Source organism: Moritella sp. 36 (genome assembly GCF_018219415.1).
In the GTDB taxonomy this organism is placed as follows: Bacteria; Pseudomonadota; Gammaproteobacteria; order Enterobacterales; family Moritellaceae; genus Moritella.
Map to the genome: position 1 here is coordinate 1,978,588 of NZ_CP056120.1, position 18,788 is coordinate 1,997,375.

General features: G+C 39.0%; 14 protein-coding genes. 9 read left to right on the forward strand and 5 right to left on the reverse strand.

The window, feature by feature from the left end; genetic code table 11:
• Nucleotides 1-300 precede the first annotated feature (300 nt).
• The 3 genes from HWV03_RS08925 to HWV03_RS08935 are packed head-to-tail and all read right to left on the reverse strand — an operon-like array spanning nucleotide 301 to nucleotide 5,290.
• Nucleotides 301-2,136, reverse strand: coding sequence for a sugar phosphorylase (locus tag HWV03_RS08925; protein ID WP_255547136.1), 1,836 nt, complete (start codon nucleotides 2,134-2,136; stop codon nucleotides 301-303).
• Nucleotides 2,137-2,174: 38 nt separating this feature from the next.
• Complete coding sequence (locus HWV03_RS08930; RefSeq protein ID WP_211679383.1) at nucleotides 2,175-3,398, reverse strand: glycosyl transferase; 1,224 nt, start codon at nucleotides 3,396-3,398, stop codon at nucleotides 2,175-2,177.
• Between the two features lie 53 nt (nucleotides 3,399-3,451).
• On the reverse strand, nucleotides 3,452-5,290 hold the full coding sequence (locus tag HWV03_RS08935) for an HAD-IIB family hydrolase (protein ID WP_255547137.1): 1,839 nt from the start codon (nucleotides 5,288-5,290) through the stop codon (nucleotides 3,452-3,454).
• A 242-nt stretch (nucleotides 5,291-5,532) separates the two neighbouring features.
• On the opposite strand from HWV03_RS08935, the gene trhO reads away from it, so the two are divergent.
• The 4 genes from trhO to HWV03_RS08955 all read left to right on the forward strand — a co-directional run bounded on the left by trhO (nucleotide 5,533) and on the right by HWV03_RS08955 (nucleotide 10,180).
• Nucleotides 5,533-6,537, forward strand: coding sequence for an oxygen-dependent tRNA uridine(34) hydroxylase TrhO (trhO, locus tag HWV03_RS08940; protein ID WP_211675041.1), 1,005 nt, complete (start codon nucleotides 5,533-5,535; stop codon nucleotides 6,535-6,537).
• A gap of 221 nt (nucleotides 6,538-6,758) precedes the next feature.
• A complete protein-coding gene (locus tag HWV03_RS08945; protein ID WP_211679385.1) occupies nucleotides 6,759-7,478 on the forward strand; it encodes a DUF4184 family protein in 720 nt (239 codons plus the stop codon).
• A 279-nt stretch (nucleotides 7,479-7,757) separates the two neighbouring features.
• Nucleotides 7,758-8,267: a hypothetical protein gene (locus HWV03_RS08950; RefSeq protein ID WP_249185492.1), complete on the forward strand. Its 510-nt coding sequence runs from the start codon at nucleotides 7,758-7,760 to the stop codon at nucleotides 8,265-8,267.
• Entirely contained in the window at nucleotides 8,267-10,180 is a 1,914-nt protein-coding gene (locus tag HWV03_RS08955) for a putative bifunctional diguanylate cyclase/phosphodiesterase (protein WP_211679386.1), read from the forward strand. The genes HWV03_RS08950 and HWV03_RS08955 overlap by 1 nt, the downstream gene beginning before the upstream one ends.
• Before the next feature lie 186 nt (nucleotides 10,181-10,366).
• On the opposite strand, the gene HWV03_RS08960 is transcribed toward HWV03_RS08955, so the two are convergent.
• Nucleotides 10,367-12,268 carry a hypothetical protein gene (locus tag HWV03_RS08960; RefSeq protein ID WP_211679387.1) on the reverse strand — a complete coding sequence of 634 codons (1,902 nt, stop codon included), beginning with the start codon at nucleotides 12,266-12,268 and terminating at the stop codon, nucleotides 10,367-10,369.
• 524 nt (nucleotides 12,269-12,792) lie between these two features.
• Between HWV03_RS08960 and HWV03_RS08965 the strand changes: the two genes are divergently transcribed.
• Entirely contained in the window at nucleotides 12,793-13,041 is a 249-nt protein-coding gene (locus tag HWV03_RS08965) for a hypothetical protein (protein WP_211679388.1), read from the forward strand.
• Between the two features lie 141 nt (nucleotides 13,042-13,182).
• Here the strand turns inward: HWV03_RS08965 and HWV03_RS08970 are convergent, their stop codons facing one another.
• Nucleotides 13,183-13,926, reverse strand: a complete 744-nt coding sequence (locus HWV03_RS08970; RefSeq protein WP_211679389.1) for a sulfite exporter TauE/SafE family protein — start codon at nucleotides 13,924-13,926, stop codon at nucleotides 13,183-13,185.
• Between the two features lie 302 nt (nucleotides 13,927-14,228).
• On the opposite strand from HWV03_RS08970, the gene HWV03_RS08975 reads away from it, so the two are divergent.
• From HWV03_RS08975 to HWV03_RS08990, 4 genes are all read left to right on the forward strand, one after another.
• Complete coding sequence (locus tag HWV03_RS08975; RefSeq protein ID WP_211679390.1) at nucleotides 14,229-14,435, forward strand: DUF3565 domain-containing protein; 207 nt, start codon at nucleotides 14,229-14,231, stop codon at nucleotides 14,433-14,435.
• A 612-nt stretch (nucleotides 14,436-15,047) separates the two neighbouring features.
• Nucleotides 15,048-15,839, forward strand: coding sequence for a hypothetical protein (locus HWV03_RS08980; protein WP_211679391.1), 792 nt, complete (start codon nucleotides 15,048-15,050; stop codon nucleotides 15,837-15,839).
• Between the two features lie 10 nt (nucleotides 15,840-15,849).
• Nucleotides 15,850-17,502 carry a GH3 family domain-containing protein gene (locus tag HWV03_RS08985; protein ID WP_211679392.1) on the forward strand — a complete coding sequence of 551 codons (1,653 nt, stop codon included), beginning with the start codon at nucleotides 15,850-15,852 and terminating at the stop codon, nucleotides 17,500-17,502.
• Nucleotides 17,503-17,564: 62 nt separating this feature from the next.
• Nucleotides 17,565-18,665 carry a hypothetical protein gene (locus HWV03_RS08990; RefSeq protein ID WP_211679393.1) on the forward strand — a complete coding sequence of 367 codons (1,101 nt, stop codon included), beginning with the start codon at nucleotides 17,565-17,567 and terminating at the stop codon, nucleotides 18,663-18,665.
• Nucleotides 18,666-18,788 lie beyond the last annotated feature (123 nt).

Here is an 18,788-nt window from a genome sequence, read left to right on the forward strand (position 1 = left end):
GTTCAAATAAAGTTTCTATTCGGTTGAAAATTCATCAATCGAAACGTTTTTTAACTAGTGTAAATACTTAAAAAATAGTTTGGTTTCAATCGGAGGTTACATTTGAAGGTGTAAATGAAAGTATTTGTGATAGTGGTTAATTTGACGTTAAAAGTTATGAGGTTAACTGTTTTGTTATTATTATGCTTTCGATGAGGTGTTAGTGACTTATAAAACCCTTATTATGCTTTAGTTATTTAAATAAATGTTATCAATAATAGGGCTACTGTAAGGCAACCCTAGCGTTAAATTATGTTCACTTTATCGGTTACTCAACCATAATGTCTGGTAGGGTTCGAGTGTTAATATTTGGCTAATATTCTTGATAGTATCGCCGGTAATTAAATCATACCAAAAATCACTGCTGATTAAGTTCACATTGGCTAGCGGCAATGTAAGTTGCGTATTCGAAATATTACTGATGCAAAATATGCTTTGGCTACGGTCTATGCTTTGTCGCCAAAAGCCAAAAATTTGATCGCCTAACTGTAAGGTGAATTGAGTGGCATTTGGGTGAAATGCGGGTTGCGCAGTTCTTAATGTGATCAGGTAATTAATATCATGTAATGAACGAGCATGTTGGCTTTCGGGATCATCAAGCTGTTCCGTGAGTGAATCAAGTGCCCAGCGATGTCGGTTGATAGAACGATTATGACTGGTGTGTTCGAGCTTTTTATAATCATTACTCGTGCCTAGTAAACTGTGAATGTAGATCCCGGGGATACCTTCCAGTGCGAACATGATCGTATGAGCACAGATGAAACGCCTATGCCCCCATTCGTCTTTACCTGCTGTTGTTCCTTTTAATGCATCGTATAAGGTGATATTTAACTCATAAGGCTTACGCACTTCTTCGGACTTCGAATTCGCGGTATGTTTAGTATCTGTTGTCACTGTTCGCCAAGATATTTTTCCACCAAATTCTTGCATCGTAGTGACTAACTGATTTATCTCTTGATCTGACAATAGACCTTCTGTTGGTCGTAAGCCTATACCATCGTGCGATGCGATAAAGTTAAAATAAGCAGTGCCATTTTGTGCTGGTGGCATGCTCATCATCCATTGTTTCAAGTATTGGCAATTACCGGTGATCAAGGTATTAACCAATAAGGGTGGTAGGGCGAAATTGTAAATACAATGTGCTTCGTTGCCATTACCAAAATAGGTGAGGTTTTCTTTGTTGGGTATATTGGTTTCAGTAATTATCACCGCGTCTGGACGTGCATGTTCGATTAAGGTTCGGAGTAAACGCACAATTTCGTGAGTTTCGGGTAAGTTAATGCAAGGTGTGCCTGCTTTCTTCCACAAGAAGGCGATCGCATCGAGGCGGAATATCTTCACGCCATTATCTAAGTATTGACGGATAATGGACACGAAATTGATGAGTACCTTGGGGTTGGTAAAATCCAGATCAACTTGGTCATGGCTAAAAGTACACCATACTTGCTGTTCGCCAGAGGCGGTTTGTGTGCTTCTGAATAAGGGCGATGTACGTGGTCTAACGACGGCTTCTATATCGTGACGCTCGGTATTGCTATCGCCATTAGTCGAGAGTGTCGCGTTTGAAAGCGAATAGGTTGAGTCTGTATAAAAATAATCATAGCCAGTACCTTCGCCACGGATGAAATTGTCAAACCATTTACTGCGGCTAGAGCAGTGATTGATGACTAAGTCAGACATAAGATGATGGCTTTGTGCTATCTGTTTTATATCATCCCAATCACCTAGTGCATCGTTTACACTGGCATAGTCAATAACCGAGAAACCATCGTCACTGCTATACGGAAAAAATGGCAGAATATGCACACTGTTAATCGTATTTGCGCAGTAACTGTGTAGAAAATGATGTAATGTCTGCAGGGGTTTTTCATCCTGATTGAAGATACTGTCACCGTAAGTTATCAAAATGGTATCTTTTTCAGACCAATGATTGATTTGTGGTGTTGGCGTATGAAACTGGTCGGTTAGCTGCATTGTGCTGATCAATTCTGCAGCCAGCACTTCGATTGATACGGATAAATTAATATCCGCATAAATTGTACTGATCTGTTGTTCTACTCGCTGTCGTAGCTGTAAGTCGCCGTTTGGATTTAACATTGTCACCATCCATGTTCTAATTTTGATACAACTTATAGTTAAGAGATGAACTCTGCTCTATCTAATTCAACGGCTTCCTTGAGGCGTTCTAATACGTCAGGCATTGCCGATATTACGCGGTTCCAGCTAGGCATAAATGGTTTTTCCATTGGATTTTCGAGGAAGTTTTGCCCTGCGATCATGATGTTCTGCGCAAACATTTCAACCGCTTCTTCTTCTGAGTGAATATCGAGAGTTAAGCCATTCATCACCGCGTCGTTATAATAAGTTTCAACAAAATCTAAGGCGATACGGTAATAGGTTGCTTTGATAGTGCGGAAATTTTCATTGGTGAAGGTATGACCTTGGGTAGCTAACTTACGGAAGAATGCCTTGGTAATATCAATAGACATTTTTGACAAACCGCCATCTTTATTATCCAATGATAGATCTTGATGTTTGTGATCGTATACATCAGCAATATCAGCTTGGCATAATCGATTATGAGAATAATTACGGTGCATCTCTGACAATACCCCGATCTCTAATCCCCAGTCACTTGGGATGCGAATATCGTTAAGTACGTCTTTACGGAATGAAAACTCACCAGCGAGCGGATAACGGAAACTATCCATGTATTCAAGGTAATCGTTATGGCCGACAACGCGTTTAAGCGAACGTAATAATGGCGTTATTAATAGCCGAGAAACACGACCATTAATCTTACCGTCAGCAACGCGAGCGTAAAAACCTTTACAAAACTCATAGTTAAATTGTGGGTTAGCTACGGGATAAATCAAACGTGCTAGTAGTGATCTGTCGTACGTTAGAATGTCGCAATCATGTAACGCCACTGATTCTGATTTTCCCGATGCAAGTGTGTAACCCATGCAGTACCAGACATTACGGCCTTTGCCTAATTCTTTGGGCGCTAAGCCCAGTGTTGCGAGTTCAGCATCAAGTGCTTGCAGGCGAGGGCCATCATTCCACAAAATACGGTGATGTTGTGGCAATGCGCCGAAGAATTTTAACGCGTGTTTATATTGTTCTTCATTCGCGCGGTCTAAGCCGATCACAATTTCGTTTAAATACGGCACATCTTGTAAATGATTAATAATATTAGGCAGTGCTTTCCCTTCCAACTCTGAGAATAGTGATGGGAGAATTAACGACATAGGACGCAGTTTTGAAAATTCAGTGAGTTCTGCTTCCATTGCTTCTAATGGACGCTGGTTTAGGTTATGCAGTGTTGTAATTACACCATTTTGATAAAAATCAGCCATGATAAACCTTCCTTAAATATTTGAATCGAAGAATTGAATTGATGTTTCAAAATTCAAACTGTTGTTAGTTCAAACTCAGGTAATACCTTCGGTAATAGTTTGGGTGGCCGCTCAGGTAATAGCTTGGGTAATAATTTTGCTAGCACTTCAGCCCAGCCTGTTGGCCCTGTATTTTTACTCGTGATTAAGTGCTGTTTACGTTTTAATTTTGGTGGGGTATGCACTGGAGATAAAATGATTGCGGCATATTGCGCAGCTTCTAACATGGCAATATCATTGTTCCCATCACCGACTGCAATAGAGTAAGGTGTTTGCTGTGGGTTAAATAATTTAAATTGATTCATTAACCAATTCATTGCTTTGCCTTTGTTACAATCGCCACAAACATGCAGGAAACGTCCGCCTTCTAAAATCGTCGCGCCTTGTTTCTTTAAGTGTTGGATGAACATTTGTTTCTGAGCTGCATTACCTTTCCAGAGTACGGGTTCGCCATATTTTCTTTGACTTGCAAGCGCTGCGCTTGCCTCATCCAATCCTGTCGCATCAACAATGTCGTTAAGTGTCATGGTATTCATACCGGTAAACAACGCGGTTAATTCGACAGGCACAGTCGGAAGTAGTGATAACCAATGGTCACGTGAATGTACGAGAGATTTAACCCAGTAACCATCTTGTTGTATTGTACCGATAGGTTGGTGGCTAAAGTAGTTAACTGGGATGTAAATAGCAGCGCCATTTTCAACAATAAAAGGCCCATTCAAATCTAACTGTTTTCTTAGTTCGAGTAATTCGGCATAAGTTTTACTGGTATTTGGAATAACGGGTATTGCCGCGCGCTTTAATTTGGCGAGCGTACTTAATGCGGGCGTAAAACTGTAGTTGTCATGATCGAGCAAAGTACCATCAAGATCTGTAAAAATGGCAGGGTAATGATTAAGCTGCATTGACTGAGGACTGTATGAATGCACTATGTTGCGGCTACTGTCCATTTCAAAAACCCAATTGCATAATGCGGGTAATGTCGTTAATCCATGCTCGGTGAGCCGTTCGAAATAAGCTGTAAACAGTTTTATCTCAGATTTGTTCATGACCCGGTCAAGTGGGGAATTGAGTGTCAGTGCTTGCTGCTTTAATTTTAACTCTTGCTCAAGTCGCCACTGGTAAACGGTATTGAAACTCGGCGCTTTAAGCATGACTAACATATCAAGTCGTTCATAAAGCGCAGCGTAGTGATGTTTGATTTGGTTGTTCACATAGCGACGCCAAACACCGTATTTGTCTTTCGCCGCTTCAAGGTTGTTGACAGGTTCTAATAGTGCCTCATCTGTTTGTGCTTGTACGCCTAAGCACCAACCTTCAAGAATAATGACATCGACAGCGCCATGAATTACTGGCCACTCTGATTCTGGGTACGGGTTATCGGTAGTTTTATTAAACCGAGGCAGAGCAACTGGTGTTGATTTATTGTTAGCAGATCGCAACTTATCTAAGGTACTGTGCGCGAGTGATAAATTATGTGTTCCTGGCACTCCCCGAGTTTGTAATAAGTGATGCTCATGCTCAGATAAGTTTTTACGTTGCTGGTGGCTATAATAAAAATCATCGAGAGAGAGAACCGCGACATTCATTTTATAGACACTGGTTAAATAGGTCGCGAGATAATCGGCGAGTGTTGATTTACCTGAGCCTTGGCAACCATTAATACCAATTAAAACAGGTGCTTGTTTTTTATTTATGCGGTCAATATCTGTTGCTGCACTGTTTATTGCACTATGCTGGTGCGCTCTGATTGCCGATATTAGCCCTGTGTACCATTTTGCAGCGTCGGTTAAATAAGCGGTTTCTAGCTTATTACGCTCAATAAATGCGGTTAGTTGCGGGTTTGTTATCATAATAGCCATCCTTGAATGAGCGAATCTTATAATAAGTTAATCAATAACTGTGCCACATATTGATTAATTTAATAGAAAATACCTCTAAGGTGTAAGGTTAAGTTTTTCAATAAGGGATGTTAGGTGATATTTATTGATCTACATCAATTTTTCTGGTCGCTATAGGGTATTTCTGTTAACATCGCCGCCTTAATCTACAGCTCTGGATTTACGTTCTAGTTAGCTCAATGGGGAATAACCAAATGTCAGCACCAATTACTACAAAAAATACCGCTCAAATTACAGTTTGTGCATTATATAAATTCGTACGTTTAGAGAATTTCGAAGCGTTACGCGCGCCTTTATTAGCAAAAATGGAAAGCCAAGATGTTCGCGGTACGCTGTTATTAGCGGCCGAGGGTATTAACGGTACAATTGCTGGGCCACAAGCAGGTATTGATGCTGTATTAAGCTTTTTATCTCAAGACCCAAGTCTGGGCGAAATCTCTTTCAAAGAATCTTATAACGATGAGAATCCGTTCTTACGTACTAAGGTTAAGCTGAAAAAAGAAATCGTAACCATGGGTGTTGAAGGTATTGATCCTAACCAAGTTGTTGGTACATATGTAAAACCGAAAGATTGGAATGCACTTATTTCTGATCCTGAAGTGATTTTGATTGATACACGTAACGACTATGAAATTGAGATCGGTACATTCCAAAACGCTGTAAACCCGAATACTGCGACTTTCCGTGAATTCCCTGAGTATGTGAAAAACAACTTGGACAAAGAAAAACACAAGAAAGTAGCGATGTATTGTACAGGTGGTATCCGTTGTGAAAAATCGACAGCTTATTTAAAAGAGCAAGGTTTTGACGAAGTTTACCACTTAGATGGCGGTATTCTTAAGTATCTTGAAGAAGTGCCAAAAGAAGAAACGATGTGGGAAGGTGAGTGCTTTGTATTCGACGGCCGTGTTTCTGTAAACCACGACTTAGAACAAGGTGAATGTGACCAATGCTTCGCTTGTCGTTACCCGTTAACACAAGATGAACTGCAAAGTGAGCATTACGTGAAAGGTCTTAGCTGTCACCGTTGTCATGATCAAGTGACAGATGAACAGCGTAGCCGTTTTGCTGAGCGTGAACGTCAAATGGAGCTCGCTGAAAAACGTGGTGAGTCACATATTGGTGGTGAAATTAAACACATCATTGATGAACGTCGCGTAGAAAAAGCAAAGAAAAAAGCTGAGCAAAACGCGAAGTAATATTTGGGTTATAAATACTTAAATAAGCAATAAACACTTAGAATAAAAACCGCTGGTTAGGTTACTTGGAATGGTAACTTACTTGCGGTTTTTTATTATCTGCAGTTTGAGGTTATTATTTGTAATTAATCGTGTATTTGGTACTGTTTATGATAATGAAATTAAACTGGAACTCACGTTATACGTCATTCCGAATAACAACCTGTTAGGTAGATAAAACGATGCCATACACATTATCACACGCAGTAGTCGCACTACCTGTATCAGTCATTGCGCGGGGAAAGGTTCCGCTTGCTGCAATGGTTGTTGGAAGCATGTCACCAGACTTCCCATATCTTTTCGCTCTTAGTCCAACAGAAGCGCCTGGGCATTCAGAGCTCGGGGTGCTTATTTATTGTCTTCTTCCGTCACTTTTAATGTTACTTGTTTGGTATCGGTGGATCGAGGGGCCAACTCTTGAGCTGTTTCGGTTGCCGCGAAGGGATTGGTCATTCGGAAAGTCTTCGTATCTTTTAGTCGTGTTTGGGGTATTGCTCGGTGCATACAGTCATGTGCTGTGGGATGCGACGAGTCATTTTGACGGTTCGTTAGTTGTGAACAGTGAGTTCTGGAACAGAAAAATATTTTCGTTGCCCATGTACAAGTTGAACCAATACGGCGGGGGTATATTTGGACTCGCGGCTTTGTTTGTGTGGTACGTGTTTGCGGTCAGTCAGAATCGCCAAGAAAAATATCAGGGTCGGTTACTCGCAGGTGTGCTTATGTATTCTATAAGCATTGCTTTTTTTGTCTTATTGGCAAATATTGTGCATGGTTCGACGGTTATTATTGAGTACGCAGTTCGTTCTGCCATTGGGGTGATTGTGGGAGGTATTTGTGGAATGTGTATGTACGCATTTATGGTACATTTACAGGCCGATAAAAAATCTTATAACGAATGAATTACACTCTTTTTTCGTCAAGTCGCGCTGGCTTGGAACCGAGCGCTCTACGGCTAATTCAAACTTGCCCTTATTCACAGTTTAGTGTTTTAGATTTGCCTTACTTTTTCTTGTATGAAAAAATGTTACCTGTTTTTCATACACTAGCGGAACACTCCTAATATCAAGGATAAATGGATGTTAACTCTATCATTTAGTCCATGAAAGTGTATTTCGCTATATCATTGGTATGATTTTTCTCACTTTTATTTGAAATTGAAGTAGTCAGGAATCAACAGCATGCAGATAAAAATTGTGACGGTATTTTTGTTAATTGGACTACTAGGATTTCCGGTGATAAGCATGGCCACTGATTTACCTAATCCAGAAGGCGCCGTTATTCTTACTATTAGTGGTAATATCAGAAATACAAATGCTAATCGTGAGGCTCTTTTTGATCGTCAGATGCTGGAAAAACTTCCACAAACTAAGATCACTACTTATACACCTTGGACAGAAGGGTTACATGTTTATGAAGGTGTGTTACTAAATGATCTTCTAGAACAAGTGGGGGCTTCGGGCCATAAGTTAGTCGGGAAAGCTTTGAACGATTACCATGCTGAAATTGATCTGGAAGCACTCAAGGACTACCCAATAATTCTAGCAATAAGAACTGATGGGGCTCTTATGCGTGTGCGTGATAAGGGACCAATCTGGATTATCTACCCTCTATCTGATTATTCTGAGCTCGATATTACCAAACGCTATGAAGAGATGATTTGGCAGCTTAGCAGCTTGGAAGTGTATTGATGAAGAGGATTAAACTTTTTGTCCTTATTTTTGTTGTACTTATGTTTGCTGTTAGTTCTGTCATCAGCACTCAACGTTATACCCAGGTTACTGACATTCTAACTCATTCGATGAAAACTGTCGGCTGGACAGCTTCTGAGTTGGAACTAGAAATGCTCAAATTCATGCAAGCATTAAGAAGAACAGCCTTAAATGATATGAGTGCTGAAGACTTACATTTACGTTTCGAACTGCTCTGGAGCAGGGTTGGGGTGTTATCGGTAGGAGAGGAAACCCGCGATTTTCGCAGTCAGCCCGGTGCAATTGAACTGCTGAGAAATATCAAACAGCGCTTAGTTGAAATAGAATCAGAGGTACTAAACCTCAAAATGGGTAATCAAAATGCGATAAGGATAGTGCAAGAGCTTAAGCCTTTACAAACACGAGTGAGAGAATTTAACGTAAATAGTTTCTCCGGGGATAGAGCTTGGGCCGGTCTAAAATATGTTCATAGTCTTCATAATGACGCCAACATTTTTTTGCTCGGTCTATTGCTGAGCGGTTGCATTCTAGTATTGCTGCTAATTCGTGAGAGTGCTGTTAATCGTAAGCAAGCATTACATGACAGCTTGACAGGCCTTGCAAACCGCCACTTTTTTCAGCGTGACCTGAAAAAAACTATTACTCATGCTCAACGTAATAATTCACGTGCGGCTGTTCACATGATCGATATGAATGGATTCAAGGAGGTAAATGATCGACTAGGGCATGCTGTTGGAGATGCGCTGCTTCAGGAGATCTCTTCACGTTTAGCACAGAGTGTTTGCTCGTCAGATGTTGTCGCGCGGTTGGGGGGGGATGAGTTCGGTATTATTCAAAAGCATATTACAAGTTCTGATGAATGCGTTCGGTTGGCGCAGCATATTCACGAACAGATTAATTGTGAGATAAATATCCACGGTTACCGAGTATATCCGAATGTTAGCATAGGTATCAGTGTTTTTCCTGATGATGCAGAGCATCCTGATAAGCTATTGAATAACGCTGATACGGCCATGTATTTTTCCAAAAAAGATGCTGATGTGTGCTATCGATTGTTTGAGCAACAAATGAATGATAGTGTTTTACGTTATAGGGTATTAGCAGAAAATTTACAGGTCGCACTACTCCACGATCAGCTTCAGTTAGTCTACCAACCTATAGTTTGCCTCAAGACGAAAAAAATTGTTTTGGTTGAAGCTTTATTGAGATGGCATCATGAGCAATATGGTTACATTTCACCGCCCGAGGTCGTTTCTATCGCGGAAAAGGCTGGCTTAGCAGAGAAATTAAATGAGTGGGTATTACTAAAAGCATGTTCACAAAATATGCTCTGGAGAAAGGCGTGTCTACCATGGATTCAAGTTTCTGTGAATATATCTCCTGCGATGTATACGCGATATGATCTTGTGGCTATAGTCAGTCGTACGTTATCCGCCACTGGCTTGCCTGCAGACCAGTTGGTAATCGAAATAACTGAAGACACCACAATGCAAGATATTGAAAGCTCACCTGGAATACTACATAAGTTACGTCATCTGGGAGTTGAGTTAGCACTGGATGACTTTGGTACTGGTTATTCTTCTCTTAGTCACCTTAAAAATATGCCATTTCAGAAACTAAAAATTGATAAAGTCTTTATCCAAGAATTAAGTAATCTTCCTAAAGATATGAGCTTTATTCGAACTATTATCAATTTGGCTCATGGGCTGGGTATGAAGGTGGTAGCTGAAGGTATCGAACTTATTGAAAATTATGAGGATCTTTATCTAGAAGGTTGTGAGTATGGACAAGGCTACCTGTTCTATAAGCCCGTGCCAAGCAATGAAATTGAAGATATTTTACAAGAAAATTTGAGTCCTATATATTTTAGTTCACAGGATATTAACACATAGCTTAGTGCCGATTGTTATTCGCGTATGTGGAAAACCCGATAATAAAATATATGTGGGTTGTAATCTCTTAGTCCAACTCAGTAGCTAATAGCTACCGAGTTGCCTCATGTTTAAGAGATACGAATATAGTGTTGTATGCCGTTTTAAGTCTGCGTTAGAGGAGACTTGTATTGGTACTACTCGCGTTTAACAACTTAGGCATGAACCTGGTCCCCATCCTTGACCTGACATTGCGTCCTCTATGGCTTGTTGCTCTAGCGCGAGTCTTTCAGCTTCTCTCTGCTGTAAAACTTGTTCTATAGAAATCGCTGGTAACGGCGCAATGTAACCGATAGGCGTCATGTTTTGATAAAAATAATCAGGGAGCGCGTTATAGAGGTCAAACTTTTCACTTAAACATGCCTGTTGCTGTGACTCATTGAGTGGGCTCATTGGACAACCTAGTTCATCCCCACGAGGTCGATAAAATTTACGCTCTGGTAATTCCTGCACAAAATAAAAACGATTGTTTTTAATAACCCCCCCATATTGTTTTTCAAATATTTGTGGAGACAGCTGGATAGAAGCTATGTCACCGCGTGTAGCTGGATTGGTACTGGAAATATACATGACCATTTGGTCTAAATTAAATGGCGCAAGTGTCGAATATTTCAATGTAATTTCTTCCCGATTACTGACTTTTCTACTCATCAGAGTTTGGTTAGTTGGCTTATGATAAATAGATATTTCATAATCATACTGATCTTGTGCTCCATAGGTCGTCGAAGCAGTGATTGAGAATTTACCTGTTTGAAAAGACGGACTGTAAACACACTTATCTTCCAGCAACATATAGAATGGCTGAGGTGGTGCCCATTCATCAGAAGCACAACCATATCTCTGTGTTTCGCCTAAGATTATATTGGGTATTTTAGTTAATATGACATTTGCTGCAATGTTCACCGCGAAGATTTTATTGTGAGAACCTGCATTAAATTGATTTGATGCAAGTCCATTCAAAACCGCACCTGAGGATAGCATAGACTCGATTTGTCCCGTTGCGGTTAACCACCTAAAAGTAGTATGTAATATTCGCAGAAAATTTGGAGACACTGATCTGTGTTTAAACTGATGTGCTACATCATCAAGAATAAGATCTTGTTCGGTTTTATCTAAGGAACTAAAGTTATTAAGGTCAACCATAAAAAGCGATTCGTTTTCATGAAAGAACACTTTAAAATAGAGAATGAACTGAGCAACATTACGGGTGTAATAGTGTGGAAAAGCAACTCTATGATGTTCCAGTTCTATAATTTCAGGTACTTGATAGGCGATATACTCTAGCGCATCAACCTCTTCATACCACTTTTGCTCCGTGATACTGCTGTAGTACTCAACAATAAAAGTTGTGGTGCACTGTTCACATAACTGACGCCCAGTTTGTTTATTTACAATATCTTTAAATATGTCTCCCATTAGGCTTAGTAGTGCCGTGCGTCCAACCCCTTTTTCGGCATGATGCTTTAACAACGCTATTAATAGTGTTTTATAGGATTGAGTGATGGGGTTAGCTAAATCTAATGATTCATCAAATTCACTGACATACAGAATACTGGGATTGTTAGCCTGATATAGCTGCAATAGAAGGGGGTATGAGCCTGGATAGTTTAATGGCGTTGTTTGACCATTACGGGCTAATGTTGTTTTTATAATTGCTTGGCGCATTAATTCAATACGTTGTTGAGCAAACGCAACAGGTATTCTTAACGGAGTAAAAACGCCATTACCTTGCGCTAACTGAGTATATGAATCCTGCAAAAATAAGAACATTTGTTGGTATAACGGAGATCCCAATTGGTTCGCTTTTATCTCGGCTGTCGTCCGTAGTGAATATAATGCATGTTCACATTGGCCCTCATCCGTAAGGCATTCAGTCGCGACTTGCAGTTGTGTCTGAATTAACTTATCAGAATCTTCTGCAGAAAGAGTCGCATGATATTGACCTAAGTCACTACTCAATATGTACTGTCGCAAATTAGACGAAAGAGGATTAGCTTGTACGTGGCAAGAAGTCATTAATACAAAAAATAAATTTAAAAAATTCTTCATGTTATATATTTTATACTCGATATTTTAAGATACTTAGGCGTATCTATATTTAGAGCCGTCTGGCTATATTATTTTCAATATTAATTACGTAGTTAAATACACTTTTAACTTACTAATTTATAATGGAAAAATCATTTATGTGTTTTCATGCACAAGCTAGCATAAATGATAATTTAATTATGTAGTTTTGTTTGGTTGTTTTTTGAACGAAGTTGAATTTAAGTATTTTGTATTGGTTTTATTTCTTTTAAATGTTTTAACGCATATTTAATAAATAAAACAAACCGAAATGTTGGGTTTTAATTGTCAATATATATTTTATATTTTATATTTTATATTTTATATTTAATTTAACGATTATTAATGTGAGTAATTATTCTACTTTATTTACTTTTTCTTGTGAGGAACGAATATACCGACTAGCTTTCAACTTAGGTTGTCGTGCTTCAAGTTATTTTTGTAGCATTTGAAACACTAATCTATATTTACTGTGTCACCCATAGGATCCTCAAGGAATCGGTCTAATGAAAACCATATCTGTATTATTCGCAATATCTCTAACCATGCCCGCACTCGCATTGGCAGTCGATTTTAATAAACTGACAGAGTCTGTAGACAAAGAAAAAGCCTCTGATTCGGTCGACAAAGAAAAATTGAAGTCATCAGTTGACGGTACTAACGTTGATTACAAAAAAGCCTATGAGTCGCTTGATAAGGAAAAAGCTTCTGATGCTATTGATATGGAAAAAGCAAAGGAAGCACTAACAGAGTAATGTTCTTAAACTGATCACTGGTGAGTTTACTCATTTCGAATAATTCTGAATTATTCTTAGTTTTGTTGGTCGATACAATATTCGCACATAATTTAGGGTATTAATTTGAAATACAAAAGGTTATATCTAAAACGTATCTTGTTATCTAAACAATAAACTAGAGCCGATAACCATTAGCATACAAAAAGCTATTCTACGCATAATGTCTAAACTGATCGGTGGTGGATAATGTTTAGCAAGCCAGCTAACACCGAGCACGATAGGAATACATACAGCGGAAAAAAGTAACATATCTAATGTGAGTTCACCTCGTAGCCCAACCATCGTTATACGACTAATTGAACTAACAAAAAATATACTTAGCAGGTATAAACGAATGAGATTAAGCGTAAAAGGTTGGCGATAGAAAATATAGACGAGTGGTGGACCACCCATACTAAACATGCCGTTTAAAATACCCGATGCAGTACCTGCACAGAAAAACGTGGGTTCTTTAGAGTGCTTACGGTCTTTATGTGGCGATTTTAAGATCATACTGATCCCTGCACCGATAATCGCAATGCCCAGTATCGTTTGTAATACCTCATTAAAAGAACTGCTGAGATATTCCAGTAATGTTAAACCTATAAACATGCCTGGTAACATGCCTGCTACAGTAATAATGACTATTCGCTTATTCAATTGCCCGAAACAGCCTTTAAGTATGAATATACTATTCATTAGCGTGACGCTACTAATTACAACGGATGTAAAAGCGATAGGCACTAGGTTAAAAGTTGTGACAGTCCCCATTACGATCATGCCTAAGGCAAAACCTGCGATACTCTGTACGTAGGTAGCCACAGCAATAATCGCCATAAAAGGCAATAAAGTTTCAACAAGCATTATGTATTTATATCCTAGGGAATTGATACGATTACGCGGCATTTACCCATTAAAACTAGCGTTAATGCGCTGTTATGTGTAATTACTTAACATTTTCGAAAGTAGGGTGTTATTGTACTGATAATGTAGCTATTACTCAATCATTCTACGTCGATAGCGTGTTATTCAATGTAAAATAGGGGGGAATTAATGTGAACCTTAAATATGTTTTTATCCTTTTTTAGTATACTCAATTTATGAGTAAGATCGGTATTGTTATTACTTGTCGATGTAGTACTCGTCGAGTCAGTATGGAGAGTAAAATGAAGCAGCCAATAGTTGGTTATCACAAAGATGAAGAAGATGATTGGGTTGCCGAGCTGGTCTGCGATCATTTCCAGCATGTTCGTCACAACCCACCTTGGTTTTGTCGACCTTGGGTGGTTACACTAGAGGGGCGAAAATCAATGCTAGGCTTTGAACTTAACTGTAAAAAATGTGATGAAGGAGCCCCTCGTGATAAGGGCTAAACCTTAAGTAATGGAGTCTGTAATGAAATTGATGCCTCATTCGATGTTTGTTGGAATTGCCAATCTGAGAATGATGAACAAATGAACGCCTAGTCTTAGTGATTAAAATCGTTCCTGGGTATACCCTATGGCCTAGCTTAAATAATTAATAGTCGTTGGATATGCTCTTTCGTTACAACGACTTAAATTGTTTTAATGCCAGAATTTAAAGCACGAGTAGATACTCATACTAATGGTTTAAAAGTTAGATCGTTTATTCTATCCATATCAATATTTTCCTGTGATATCGGTCACTCTTCCACAGATATAATGGTCGGAACTACAATTTTAAAATCGTCTAAGTTGAAATATTGTTTTTATATAATTTGTTCGTTTGAAACTTAATGTTTATTTTACTTTTTATTTTAACGTTATTATCCAGTTTTCTTGTATTTAGTTATTAATTTATGGCTGTTTTACTTACTTCAAGCGGTTATATTTTAGTGATACATTAATTTTACTTTCAGATTAATCCGATGAACTGATTTTCTGAAACGCAGCAAGCTAAGGATAGCTTGAGACTGGATGAGTGCACGCTTTACTCTCACACATTTGCCAAGGATTGGATCACAAATGGACACTACAAAAAAGAAAATATTTGCAAATTACATCACGTTAGATCGTCTCTCTATACAGCAAGTTAAGGATATGCATAATCTGTTTATTCAGTATTATCATAACGCTGACTTTTCAACATTTCTTGATGACTTATCTGAAAAAGATGGCTTGATATTAATTCGAGAAAATAAATCTAAGCGTATTGTTGGTTTTAGTACGCTTAAAAAACTACGTTTCAAACTCAAAGGGAAAGAAGTTAAAGGTATCTTTAGTGGTGATACGATCATTGAACGTAAATACTGGGGCTCGAATAAGGCGATGATCTGTTTTGTTAAAGTCTTATTAAAAGAAAAGTTAAAAGATCCATTAACACCTCTGTTCTGGTTGCTCATCTCTAAAGGCTATAAGACCTATTTATTATTAGCCAATAACTTTCCTAAACATTATCCACACCATCAAGGTCAGTTTGGTGAATTATCATCAGTTGTAGAGCAATACTGCCAGCACCTTTACCCGAGTTATTACGATGAACAGCAGCAAATTCTAGACTTTGGTGGCGATTATCAAAAGCTGCGCGGTGAAGTAGCAGAGATCACTGCTGAAATGAAGAGCAGCGTACCTAAAATCGAATTCTTTGAAGACCGGAACCCCAAATGGCGAGAGGGTAAAGAATTACCTTGTGTTGGGGAAATTAGCGTATCAATGTTTACATTCTTTGCGCAAAAAGCATTACGTAAAAGGTTACAAAATAATAATATCAATTGGGATTTTGGCCTGATTAGTTTAACTCGACGTTTAGTTAAATAGGGAGCATGTTATGACGTTATTAAATGGCATCACCCGTAAAATGGCACATAAATTTACCCATAAATCGGCGCAGAGCGTGAGTGCTCGTGGTTACAAGCAATTTTGTAAAGCGTTAGCATACCCACAAGCGGTACAGCGTGAAAAATTAAATTCATTACTTAAAGTGATTGCCCCCAGTGTATCGGGTAAAAAATATAATTTATCAAGTTCGCTATTTTATGAAGAGTTTATTCGTCAGGTCCCTATCACTGAGTATGATGATTGGGCTCCGCAAATAGACAAAGCGAGAGCGGGCAGCCGTTATGAATTGAGTATGGAAGCAAATGAACGTTTTCAACCAACAAGTGGTTCAACATCAAAAATTAAATGGATACCTTATACTCAGTCATTTTTGAATGAACTTGATGCTGCTATTTCGCCTTGGATGATGGATATGTATAAACATAATCCAGGGATGTTAAAGGGTACTCATTACTGGTCATTATCTTGGGTTCCAACCGAATTACGACGTACCATGTCTGGTGCCGTTAATGATGATTTGAAGTTATTGCCTTGGTGGAAACGAATCTTTATGGGATTGACAAGTGCAGTACCAGAAGGGGTTTCCTTAGCTGATACATCGGAAGATTCTCAGTTTGCCACCTTGTGTTATTTGCTTGCAGATAAGTCACTCTCGTTTTTGTCGGTGTGGAGTCCGACTTTTGCACTGACATTGTTTGATAATATTATTAAACATAAATTGGAGCTTGTTTCTGTGCTTGCAACAGGAAAGTGGGGGGAACGAAAGCCCGCATTACCGGGTTTAAGATGTCCTAAATCGCATCGAGTGGCTGAGATTTTATTACAATGGAAAGGGGGGATTTCAGCTGAGTTATTACAACTTATTTGGCCCAAGCTCTCGCTGGTTAGTGCATGGGATACATCGTCATCTGCTACGTGGGCAAATACACTCCAGTGTTTACTGCCGCAGGCTGACTTTCAAGGAAAAGGTTTATGGGCAACAGAAGGTGTGGTGACGATTCCTTTCCAAAATCAGTATCCATTAGCTATATGTAGTCATTTTTACGAATTTATTGATCTTGAAACGGAAGAAGTACTACCTGCTTGGAAACTAAAACAAGATCAACTGGTACGTCCTATATTAACGACTGGCAGTGGCTTGCTGCGCTATGCAATGAAGGACAAATTACGTGTGAGTGGCTTTCTGCAAGATTGCCCTTGTTTTGAATTTTTAGGCCGCTTAGATGGTATTGATCTTGTCGGTGAAAAGATGAGTCCTGAGATCGCGCTAGGCGTGATGAAAATGGCAGAGCAAAACCAAGACTTAACCGCGATAACTGTTTTTGCTGTCCCGGCTAACACGTCAAATAATAAACCATTTTACCTGTTACTTTGTGAACCGAATGCCGATATTTCTGAACTGGAAATTAAGCAGGTTGCAGCGAATGTAGAAACCGAGTTAAACACTTGCTTTCACTACCAATTGGCCAGAGACCTTGGTCAGTTGGATACTTTGAAAATATGTTGTAGCCAGAATGCCCGTGAGCTTTATTACTCACGCTGTGAAGCGCGTGGCATGGTTGTTGGCAATATCAAAATAGAGCCTTTAATACTTTGGGATATTGAAATGCCAAATGTATTTTTAGAGGCAATTGCGGCGTAACCATGCTGTCGTGTGGCGCAATCGTAGCGCATGAAACTTCATAAGCTGTAGAGGTAAGGTAAATGGCAAGTCGATTTTATACAAGGCCAGCTCAAGAAAATGATTCTGATGAATTGATTGATTTAATCGCAGCTACGCCACAATCTGGTGCAATTACAATCAATTTTGAACGTACGCCTGATTTTTTTATGGCCACCAAAATAGTGACTCAAACACCGGATGTATGGGTCGCAGTGGAGCGTGAAAGCGAGCGTGTTGCGGCTATTTTTAGTATTGGTCGCCGTGATGTTTATGTGAATGGTGAGCGTCAGAATGTACGCTATGGTAATGATTTACGTATTCATCCTGATTTTAAAAGTGGGCGCACTTTATTCAATCTTCTTAAATGCTATCGTAAAGTGATGGGCAAAGATTGGATGCAAACGGTAATTTTGAGCGATAACGAAGCATCATTAAATTCGATGGGAAGTGGGCGAAGTATTACCCCTACATATTATGACTTTGGTGAGATGACAACACATATGCTGTATTTAACAAAATCTCGCCCAAGTACAGGGCATAAGTTTCATATTCGTAACGCGCATCATAACGACATTGAACTGATGCAAACGTTTTTTGAGCAACAAGCTAAGACAAAGCAGTTTTATCCTCATTATGATTTTATTAAATTATTACACGGTGATGAATATTATCGAGGATTGGTGATCAGTAACTATTATTTGATGTTTGAAGATAATAAGTTAGTGGCGATGGCAGGCATTTGGGATCAGAGCAGCTTTAAACAGACCCGTTTTGTTGCTTATAGTAAATTAATGTCTGTGGCGCGTTTATTTAATAACCTTTATTCCAAGTTATTTGGCGGCATGCTGTTACCTAAAGCAGGGGGGAAATTGAGTTATGTTTCATTACACAGTTTGCTTGTTGTTAATGATGATGAACAGCTTTTTTCAGTGTTATTACAACATATTTACAATGCCTGTTTAGCTCAAAATTATCAGGCATTAGTCTGCGGTTTACCTGCGCTCGATAGACGTCAGCAAATTCTTGAGCAGTATCGCTCTAAGAGACTACAAAGCAAGCATTTTATTGCCAGTTATCATGATGATCCTCGTGGCGAGTTTGATACTCAATATCCGCTGTATTTAGAACCCGCAAGACTGTAAATACGGCGGTATTGAATGAACCGTATTTAAGGCTCTAATTTCAGATTAATTATTTGAATGAGAGAAGAGGGACAGTTTCGATTTAATCGAGGCATTCAGTTTGGTTAACAAGGAAGCTAACCG

What these genes read in the sequence shown, in the direction of transcription:
- HWV03_RS08925 (WP_255547136.1), bottom strand. Translation starts at nt 2,136, where the DNA reads ATGTTAAATCCAAACGGCGACTTACAGCTACGACAGCGAGTAGAACAA.
- HWV03_RS08930 (WP_211679383.1), bottom strand. Translation starts at nt 3,398, where the DNA reads ATGGCTGATTTTTATCAAAATGGTGTAATTACAACACTGCATAACCTA.
- HWV03_RS08935 (WP_255547137.1), bottom strand. Translation starts at nt 5,290, where the DNA reads ATGATAACAAACCCGCAACTAACCGCATTTATTGAGCGTAATAAGCTA.
- trhO (WP_211675041.1), top strand. Translation starts at nt 5,533, where the DNA reads ATGTCAGCACCAATTACTACAAAAAATACCGCTCAAATTACAGTTTGT.
- HWV03_RS08945 (WP_211679385.1), top strand. Translation starts at nt 6,759, where the DNA reads ATGCCATACACATTATCACACGCAGTAGTCGCACTACCTGTATCAGTC.
- HWV03_RS08950 (WP_249185492.1), top strand. Translation starts at nt 7,758, where the DNA reads ATGCAGATAAAAATTGTGACGGTATTTTTGTTAATTGGACTACTAGGA.
- HWV03_RS08955 (WP_211679386.1), top strand. Translation starts at nt 8,267, where the DNA reads ATGAAGAGGATTAAACTTTTTGTCCTTATTTTTGTTGTACTTATGTTT.
- HWV03_RS08960 (WP_211679387.1), bottom strand. Translation starts at nt 12,268, where the DNA reads ATGAAGAATTTTTTAAATTTATTTTTTGTATTAATGACTTCTTGCCAC.
- HWV03_RS08965 (WP_211679388.1), top strand. Translation starts at nt 12,793, where the DNA reads ATGAAAACCATATCTGTATTATTCGCAATATCTCTAACCATGCCCGCA.
- HWV03_RS08970 (WP_211679389.1), bottom strand. Translation starts at nt 13,926, where the DNA reads ATGCTTGTTGAAACTTTATTGCCTTTTATGGCGATTATTGCTGTGGCT.
- HWV03_RS08975 (WP_211679390.1), top strand. Translation starts at nt 14,229, where the DNA reads ATGAAGCAGCCAATAGTTGGTTATCACAAAGATGAAGAAGATGATTGG.
- HWV03_RS08980 (WP_211679391.1), top strand. Translation starts at nt 15,048, where the DNA reads ATGGACACTACAAAAAAGAAAATATTTGCAAATTACATCACGTTAGAT.
- HWV03_RS08985 (WP_211679392.1), top strand. Translation starts at nt 15,850, where the DNA reads ATGACGTTATTAAATGGCATCACCCGTAAAATGGCACATAAATTTACC.
- HWV03_RS08990 (WP_211679393.1), top strand. Translation starts at nt 17,565, where the DNA reads ATGGCAAGTCGATTTTATACAAGGCCAGCTCAAGAAAATGATTCTGAT.